Source organism: Stutzerimonas stutzeri (genome assembly GCF_000935215.1).
GTDB lineage: Bacteria > Pseudomonadota > Gammaproteobacteria > Pseudomonadales > Pseudomonadaceae > Stutzerimonas.
In genome coordinates, this window is sequence record NZ_JXXD01000203.1 from 1 (window position 1) to 7,787 (window position 7,787).

A 7,787-nucleotide genomic window follows, 5' to 3' on the forward strand; every position below is an offset into this window, starting at 1 on the left:
ATTGTCTTTAGCTTGCTCTCGGACTGCTAGGTTTTCACACAGTCTGTATTGGCGGGCTTTTCATTGCTTCATTGATACATCCAGAAGTTGGGGTGTTCGACCGGCGTGGTAACTACATCGGCCTTTTTTCCGGCTGCGATCTGTTTGATCTTTTCGGCAAGCTTCTTCATGAACCATTTCCTCGGTTGCGATCAGGAGTGGCGCTAGATTCCGCCAATTAACGCTACCGAGGAAATTCATTGCCACTATCGCGGCGATAAGCCAGCACGTGTGGAATTCAGTCCACGCGGACCAGCACTCGACCCACCTGGCCGCCGGCCAGAATGCGCTCGATCGCCGTCGGTAACTCCTCCAGCCCGACCTCCTGCGAGAGGTCGTCCAGATTGGCCAGCTTCCACTGCAGCGATAGCTTGTCCCACATGGAAGCCTTGACTACCAGCGGGATCTCCACCGAATCAACACCCAGCAGATTCACGCCGCGAAGAATGAACGGCAGCACACTGGCCTGGAAATGCGTCCCGGCGGTAAGCCCGCAACAGGCCACGCTGGCACCGCGCTGTAGCGACTTCACCACGTTGAACAGGATGTCTCCGCCAACGGTGTCCACCGCCCCGCCCCACTGTTCCTTGAGCAACGCCTTCTCCACACCAGCCTGCAGTGCGGCGCGCTCGACGATCTGGCTAGCCCCCAGGCGAGTAAGGAAGTCCGCCTGATCAGCCTTGCCCGTGACCGCCGCAACCTTGTAGCCAAGACTGGCCAATAGCGCCACAGCTATGCTGCCAACGCCACCCGTCGCGCCGGTGACCAGCACGGGCGCTTCGCCTGGCTCAAGACCCGCCTGTTCCAGCTTGTCGACGCAGAGGGCCGCGGTCAGCCCGGCCGTGCCGAGGATCATAGCCTCGCGCAACGAAAGCCCCTGCGGGCGCTTGATCACCCAGGCCGCCGGAACGCGGATGTACTGGCCGAAGCCACCGGCGGTGTTCATGCCCAGGTCGTAGCCCGTGACAATCACCTCATCGCCTTCGGCGAACTCACCGACGCTGGACGAAGCCACGACACCCGCGGCGTCGATGCCTGGCGTATGGGGAAATGAGCGGGTCACGCCGCGATTGCCGCTCGCCGATAGCGCATCCTTGAAGTTCAGCGAGGAGTAATGCACCCGAATGAGTACCTCACCGGCTGGCAGCTCGTCGGTAGTACGTTCGACGATACGGGTTTCGAAACGACCCTCGGTCGTCTCGCTGACTTGTAGTGCCTTGAAGCTGCTCATGCGGTTCCCCTTGTCATTGCCAAAAACGTTGTTCGTTCAGCCGGCTCCAGCCTTTCAGCAGGCCGTGCTCCATAACCGTACTGGCCGCCATGCCGAAGCGCTCGGGCAGGCTTTTCTTCTGTATGTAATGCAACTGGAACAGTTCCGCTTCCTGAGCGCGCTCGGCGAGATACTGATCGCTGGTCTTGAGTTCGTCCGCCAGATGCTTGCCCAACGCGGCAATGCCCAGCCACACCTCTCCCGTCGCCACGTCATCTATCGACAGGTTCTGCCGGTAACGCGCGACGAAGTTCTTGAACAGCTCGTGGGTCGTCTCCAGGTCTTCCTGGAACTTCTCGCGGCCCTTCTCGGTGTTCTCGCCGAACACGGTCAACGTGCGCTTGTACTCGCCAGCGGTCAGCACTTCGAAATCGACATCGTGCTTCTTCAGCAGTCGATGCACATTCGGCAGCTGTGCCACCACGCCAATGGAACCGAGGATGGCGAACGGTGCGGTGAGAATGCGATTGCCGATACAGGCCATCATGTAGCCGCCGCTGGCTGCGACCTTGTCGACACAGACGGTCAGAGGCACGCCGGCATCACGAATGCGCACCAGCTGCGAGGCAGCCAGGCCATAGCCATGGACCATGCCGCCACCACTTTCCAGGCGCAACACCACCTCATCCTGCGGCGTCGCCATGGTCAGCAGCGCGGTGATCTCGTGGCGCAGGTTGTCTACTGCAGACGCGCGAATATCGCCATCGAAATCGAGGACGAAGACTCGAGCTGGAGACTCGGTCTTCTTGTTCTGCTTGGCCGCCTTCGCTTCGCGCTTGCGCAATGCCTTGAACGCGTCCTTCTCCATTACGGCCTGCTCCAGCCGCTCGCGCATGGATTTATAGAATTCGTTGAGCTTGTGCACCTCGAGGTGCCCACCACTCTGTTTGCTGCGTCCCCGCCGCATCGAAGCGAGCGCGATGAGCACGATCACGATCGCCACGACCAACGTGACGGTCTTTGCCAGGAAGCTGGCATAGTCGACAAGAAATTCCACGTATCCCCCTCGATGAGTTCCGGTCGCCGACAAACTACCTTCGGCGGCATGCCGCCAGCATACCGGCGGGCCTGTGCCTGAGCCAGCGCGAGCGATTCAAACAAACGTTCGAATTATCGTTGACACTCCTGAACGATGTCCCTACCCTCGCGAAAAACAGTGCCGGCCGGAGCAGCAGCATGGGCAGTATCTACCTGATCAGGCATGGTCAGGCGTCTTTCGGCGCAGAAAACTACGACGTGCTGTCCCCGCTGGGATATCGCCAGTCCGAAGCCTTGGGTGACTACCTGGCGCAGCTCGATGTGTCTTTCGATAGATGCCTGAGCGGCGAGCTGGAACGCCAGCAGAATACCGCCCGCACCACGCTGGCGAGGCTAGGCGCTCAGCCTGAGCTTGAAGTCGATGCTGCATTCAATGAGTTTCACGCCGATGCGGTTATCCGCGCGCATCTTCCCGACCTGCTCCAGGTGGAGCCGAATGCGATGCACATCCTGCGCAACGCCGCCGATCATCGTGCCGACTTTCAGCGCCTGTTCACCCATGTAGTGCATCGCTGGATATCCGGTGAGCATGAGAAGGACGACCTGGAGAGCTGGCAGCACTTTCTCGACCGTGTACGTGGTGGTCTTGAGCGCGTTCTCGATCAAGCCGGCAAACGCGACCGTATCGCCATCTTCACCTCCGGTGGAACTATCACCGCGCTGCTGCAACTGATCATAGGCGTGCCGCCGATCAAGGCGTTCGAGATGAACTGGCAGATCGTCAACACCTCGCTCAGCCTGTTGAAATTTCGTGATCGGGATGTCGCACTGGCTTCGTTCAACAGCCATGCGCACCTGCAACTCCTGAAGAATCCGGAGCTCGTCACCCATAGATGAGCCCAGCCCCAAGCGGCCAAAAGCTGCGTGTACCCATAACGACCAAAAAGGAAACCCTCATGAGCAACGTCGCCGAGACTTTCAAAGGCATGCAGTCGAAGTTCAACCCCAGCGCCGCTGCCGGCCTGGATCTGGTCTTCCAGTTCAACATCACTGATGCCGAAAACTACTACCTGGTGGTCAAGGATGGCACCTGCGATCTGCAGCAGGGCGATTCCAGCGACGCCAACGTCACTCTGATCATGGACAGCGAAACCATGCAGGGCATCGTCAGCGGCGAAACCGACGGCATGCAGGCTTTCATGGCCGGCAAGCTGCGCGCCGAAGGCGACATGATGCTGGCCATGAAGCTCAGCGAACTGTTTCCAGCCTGAGGCGAAAGCTGATTGCTGAGATGCAAAGGAACCGAAGTCTCAGACTTCGGTTTTTTTATGCCACCGATTCATACGCGGACGAATCAGGGAGCTTGATTAACCAGCAACACTCCGACCAATAACAGCGCGCATCGCTTGGTCTACGCAACCTCGAGCATTAGATTACTGAATCATCTTGGGCACCGAACATAAGTAGAAGGGATAACAATGGCGCTTACAGATCAAACCACGCGCGTCCGTGCAGGCGAGGAATTGCCGGTCGATATCATCGACCAATACTTGAAGGCGCATATCCCTAGCCTGAACGGTACACCGCAGATTTCCCAGTTTCCCGGCGGCGCATCGAATCTGACCTACCTGCTGCAGTACCCCGATCGCGATCTGGTCTTGCGCCGCCCTCCCTTCGGACACAAAGCCAAATCAGCCCACGACATGGGCCGCGAATTTCGCATTCTCAATCAGCTCAACGAAGGCTTTCCCTACTGCCCGAAGGCGTACGTGTACTGCACCGATGATTCAGTGATAGGCGCGGAGTTCTACGTGATGGAGCGCGTCAACGGCATCATCTTGCGCTCGGAGCTGCCGCCGGAACTGAGTCTCGATGAAGGCCAGACCCGTGCCCTCTGCGAGAGCTTCATCGACAAGTTCGTCGACTTGCACAATGTCGACTATCAGGCCTGCGGCCTCGGCGACCTGGGCAAGCCGGAAGGCTACGTGAAGCGCCAGATCGAGGGTTGGAGCGAGCGCTACGAACGCGCCATCACTCCCGATGCGCCCGCCTGGGAGGCGGTGAAGGCCTGGCTGAAGGACAAGATGCCGGCGAATCACCCCAAGCCGGGAATCATTCACAACGACTACCGTTTCGACAACGTCATCCTCAACCCGGACAACCCGATGGAGATCATCGGCGTACTGGACTGGGAAATGACCACCATCGGCGATCCGCTGATGGATCTGGGCAATACGCTGGCCTACTGGATCGAAGCCGCTGATCCCCAGCCAATGCAGGCAATGCGTCGCCAACCGAGTCATCTGCCCGGCATGCATACCCGGCAGGGCTTCGTCGATTACTACGCGCAACGAGCCGGCATCGAGATTCCCTGCATCGATTTCTACTACACCTATGGCCTGTTTCGCCTGGCTGGAATCGTTCAGCAGATCTACTACCGCTTCTATCACGGTCAGACCCAGGACCAGCGTTTCGCCTCATTCATCCACATGAACAAGTTGCTCGAACACAAGGCGCTGCAAGTGATCGGGCAATCGACGCTCTGAAGCTATCCTAACCCTGTGGCACGCCACAGGACCGAACAAGAAAAGAGGAACGACCATGTCCAAGACCACCCTGTTCGACCTAGACGGCAAGATCGCCTTCGTTTCCGGCGCCAGCCGCGGTATCGGCGAAGCCATCGCCAAACTGCTCGCGCAGCAAGGCGCCCATGTGATCGTATCCAGCCGCAAGATCGAAGGCTGCCAGGCGGTAGCCGACGCGATCATCGCTGAAGGCGGCAAGGCCACCCCGGTCGCCTGCCACATCGGCGAGATGGAACAGATCCAGTCAGTGTTTGCCCAGATCCGCGAACAGTTCGGCCGCCTCGATATCCTGGTCAACAATGCGGCGACCAATCCCCAGTTCTGCCACGTGCTGGATACCGATGTTTCGGCCTTCCAGAAAACCGTCGACGTGAATATCCGCGGCTACTTCTACATGTCCATCGAAGCCGGCAAGCTGATGCGCGAGCACGGCGGCGGCAGCATCATCAACGTCGCTTCCATCAACGGTGTGACACCCGGCAACTTCCAGGGTATCTACTCGATCACCAAGGGCGCCGTGATAAACATGACCAAGGCCTTCGCCAAGGAATGCGCGCAGTTCGGGATTCGCTGCAATGCGCTGCTGCCAGGCCTGACCGATACCAAATTCGCCTCAGCACTGGTCAAGAACGAGTCCATCCTGGAGATGGCACTGCAGCAAATCCCGTTGAGCAGGGTCGCCCAGCCGAGCGAAATGGCCGGTGCGGTGCTCTACCTGGCCAGCGACGCGTCCAGCTATACCACCGGTGTGTCACTGAACGTCGACGGTGGTTATCTGGCCTGATCGTTCCCGCCGCACAAAAAAGGGAGCCAAGCGGCTTCCTTTTTTTGTTTGCGCTCGCTCACCAGTTCTTCAGTGCCTCGGTCGCAGCGGCATTCACCGGTTTCGCCAGTAGCCCCGTAGGCGTCAGGTCCACGGCATAGACGGCCCCATCGGCGATTGGCATGTACTCGACACGCAGCACTTGCGGTTCTAGGAAGTGCAGATCGCGGCGTTCGAGCTGAAGCGCGTCCCATATATCCACGCCCAGAGGGTTCTCGCTCAGTACAACGCGACCATGGCGGGCGATGTTCTGTTGCTCCACGGCGAGATATCGTCCGGAAAGCCGCTCCAGTCGATACCCTGACTCCAGACCTATCAGCTCAGCCAGGCTCTTCCAGCGAAGCAGATGGAGATCGAGCTGCCATAGATCACCTTCCAGCATCACCGTTCGCGTCTCGTTGCCCTGTTCCAGGCTGACTTCGTAACGCTGCGGACCCTGGGCGTGGAAACTCACAGTGACCAGCGGCTTCTTGTCAGGCAGCGCAGCGTAGGTGCTGACGTCGTAGCCAATCAGGCCAATCAATCCGGCGAACAGCAGGACCAAAAAGCCGCACGTCCCGCGCAACCATCCCATCAGCCAGTGCCCCCCCAGTAGCAAGCGCAGCGCGACCAGCAATACGATCACAGCCAGCAGTGCGATCACGATCGCAAGCCCGAGATATTGCATAACCATGCGTCCTTTCAATTGGGTGCGACATTATCCGCAGGAGCAATCAGAGCAGCCAGCATCTGCATGGGACGGCCATCACGCGCTGACACTCTTGTCTATCAGGACGTGGATCTCGGTCATACGAGCAAGCTCTTTCGCCGACGTGGCCAGTCGCATTATCCTCCGCTGCCGTTCTGCCTATTGAGGCCTGCATGCCCTTCGCACTTGAGCTCGCGCTCGATCCTGCCACGTTGGTGATTCTGTTCGCCGTAGCTTTCACTGCCGGGTTCATCGACGCCATCGCCGGGGGCGGCGGGTTGTTGACCATTCCTGCCCTGCTGACTGCCGGCCTACCACCGCATCTCGTGCTGGGCACCAACAAGCTGTGCGCCACATTCGGCTCGGCCACAGCCAGCTACACCTTCTATCGCCGCCGACTATTCGAGCCGGGCCTGTGGCGACGAGCGCTCATAGGCACGGCGATCGGCGCCGCAGTTGGCGCAGTAGTCGCGCAGTTCATGCCGGCAAGCTGGCTTAACCAGCTATTGCCGCTGGTGGTTTCTGCCTGCGGGATCTATCTGCTCTTCAGCCATATGCCGGCCAAATCAGCCAGCGATGCAGTGGTCATCGGCCGCAGACGCCAATGGCCACAGAGCCTTTCACTGGGCTTTTACGACGGCGTAGCCGGCCCGGGAACCGGCGCCTTCTGGACGGTCAGCAGCATGCTGCTCTACCCGCTCGACCTGCTGAGAGCGAGCGGCGTGGCGCGGACGATGAATTTCGTCAGCAATGCCATGGCACTTGCAGTATTCATAATCGGCGGCCACGTCGCCTGGGTGCTGGGCATTGGGATGGGGCTGGCCTTGATGGCAGGGGCCTACTTCGGCGCGCGCACGGCGATCCGCGGTGGCTCGCGGTTCATCCGTCCGGTATTCATTCTGGTAGTACTGGCGATGAGTCTGCGGCTAGCCTGGCAACACTGGTTCGGGGTGGCCTAGCCGACGGGCCAGATAAAGCTCGATCAGATAGCGGGCGATGGATTGGCGCGCGGGCAACGCCGGCAGGTTGTCGATGGCGAACCAACGGGCATCCTCGATTTCCTCGGGCTGCAGCACGATATCGCCACCGGCATATTCCGCGTGGAACCCGAGCATGAGGGAATGGGGAAACGGCCAGCCCTGGCTGGCGATGTACTGCGGCGCATGAATGGCCACACCGACTTCCTCTCTTACCTCGCGCGCGACGCACTGCTCCACCGACTCACCCGGCTCAACATAACCGGCCAGCGTGCTGTAGACACCAGGCGCGAAACGCGGTGAGCGCGCCAGCAACAATTCGTCTCCACGGGTGACCAGGACGATCATGCTCGGTGAAAGCCGCGGGTAGTGCTGAGCTCCACAGGCTGGACAGTACATGGCACGCTCACCGGCTCGCGCCTGCATG

General features: G+C 59.7%; 9 protein-coding genes. 5 read left to right on the forward strand and 4 right to left on the reverse strand.

Features of this window, described 5'->3' with window-relative positions:
- Positions 1–277 precede the first annotated feature (277 nt).
- On the reverse strand, positions 278–1,270 hold the full coding sequence (locus LO50_RS18780; protein WP_014820134.1) for a YhdH/YhfP family quinone oxidoreductase: 993 nt from the start codon (positions 1,268–1,270) through the stop codon (positions 278–280).
- 13 nt (positions 1,271–1,283) lie between these two features.
- Positions 1,284–2,306 carry a protease SohB gene (sohB, locus tag LO50_RS18785; protein WP_044315961.1) on the reverse strand — a complete coding sequence of 341 codons (1,023 nt, stop codon included), beginning with the start codon at positions 2,304–2,306 and terminating at the stop codon, positions 1,284–1,286.
- A gap of 179 nt (positions 2,307–2,485) precedes the next feature.
- Between sohB and LO50_RS18790 the strand changes: the two genes are divergently transcribed.
- The 4 genes from LO50_RS18790 (at position 2,486) to LO50_RS18805 (ending at position 5,656) form a co-directional block, all read left to right on the forward strand.
- The gene (locus LO50_RS18790; protein WP_044315962.1) at positions 2,486–3,184 is read left to right on the forward strand and encodes a histidine phosphatase family protein; all 699 of its coding nucleotides are present in this window, start codon (positions 2,486–2,488) and stop codon (positions 3,182–3,184) included.
- A 59-nt stretch (positions 3,185–3,243) separates the two neighbouring features.
- Positions 3,244–3,558 (forward strand): SCP2 sterol-binding domain-containing protein, encoded by a 315-nt coding sequence (locus LO50_RS18795; protein WP_014820131.1) that lies wholly within the window; start codon positions 3,244–3,246, stop codon positions 3,556–3,558.
- A 207-nt stretch (positions 3,559–3,765) separates the two neighbouring features.
- Complete coding sequence (locus tag LO50_RS18800) at positions 3,766–4,833, forward strand: phosphotransferase family protein (protein ID WP_044315963.1); 1,068 nt, start codon at positions 3,766–3,768, stop codon at positions 4,831–4,833.
- Between the two features lie 55 nt (positions 4,834–4,888).
- Positions 4,889–5,656, forward strand: coding sequence for an SDR family oxidoreductase (locus LO50_RS18805; protein ID WP_044315964.1), 768 nt, complete (start codon positions 4,889–4,891; stop codon positions 5,654–5,656).
- Positions 5,657–5,714: 58 nt separating this feature from the next.
- Here the strand turns inward: LO50_RS18805 and LO50_RS18810 are convergent, their stop codons facing one another.
- Positions 5,715–6,362: a hypothetical protein gene (locus tag LO50_RS18810; protein ID WP_044315965.1), complete on the reverse strand. Its 648-nt coding sequence runs from the start codon at positions 6,360–6,362 to the stop codon at positions 5,715–5,717.
- A 194-nt stretch (positions 6,363–6,556) separates the two neighbouring features.
- On the opposite strand from LO50_RS18810, the gene LO50_RS18815 reads away from it, so the two are divergent.
- Positions 6,557–7,342 carry a TSUP family transporter gene (locus tag LO50_RS18815; protein WP_042928186.1) on the forward strand — a complete coding sequence of 262 codons (786 nt, stop codon included), beginning with the start codon at positions 6,557–6,559 and terminating at the stop codon, positions 7,340–7,342.
- Here LO50_RS18815 and nudC read toward each other — a convergent pair.
- On the reverse strand, positions 7,310–7,787 hold a 478-nt coding region (gene nudC / locus LO50_RS18820; RefSeq protein ID WP_044315966.1), incomplete at its 5' end, for an NAD(+) diphosphatase. The genes LO50_RS18815 and nudC overlap by 33 nt on opposite strands.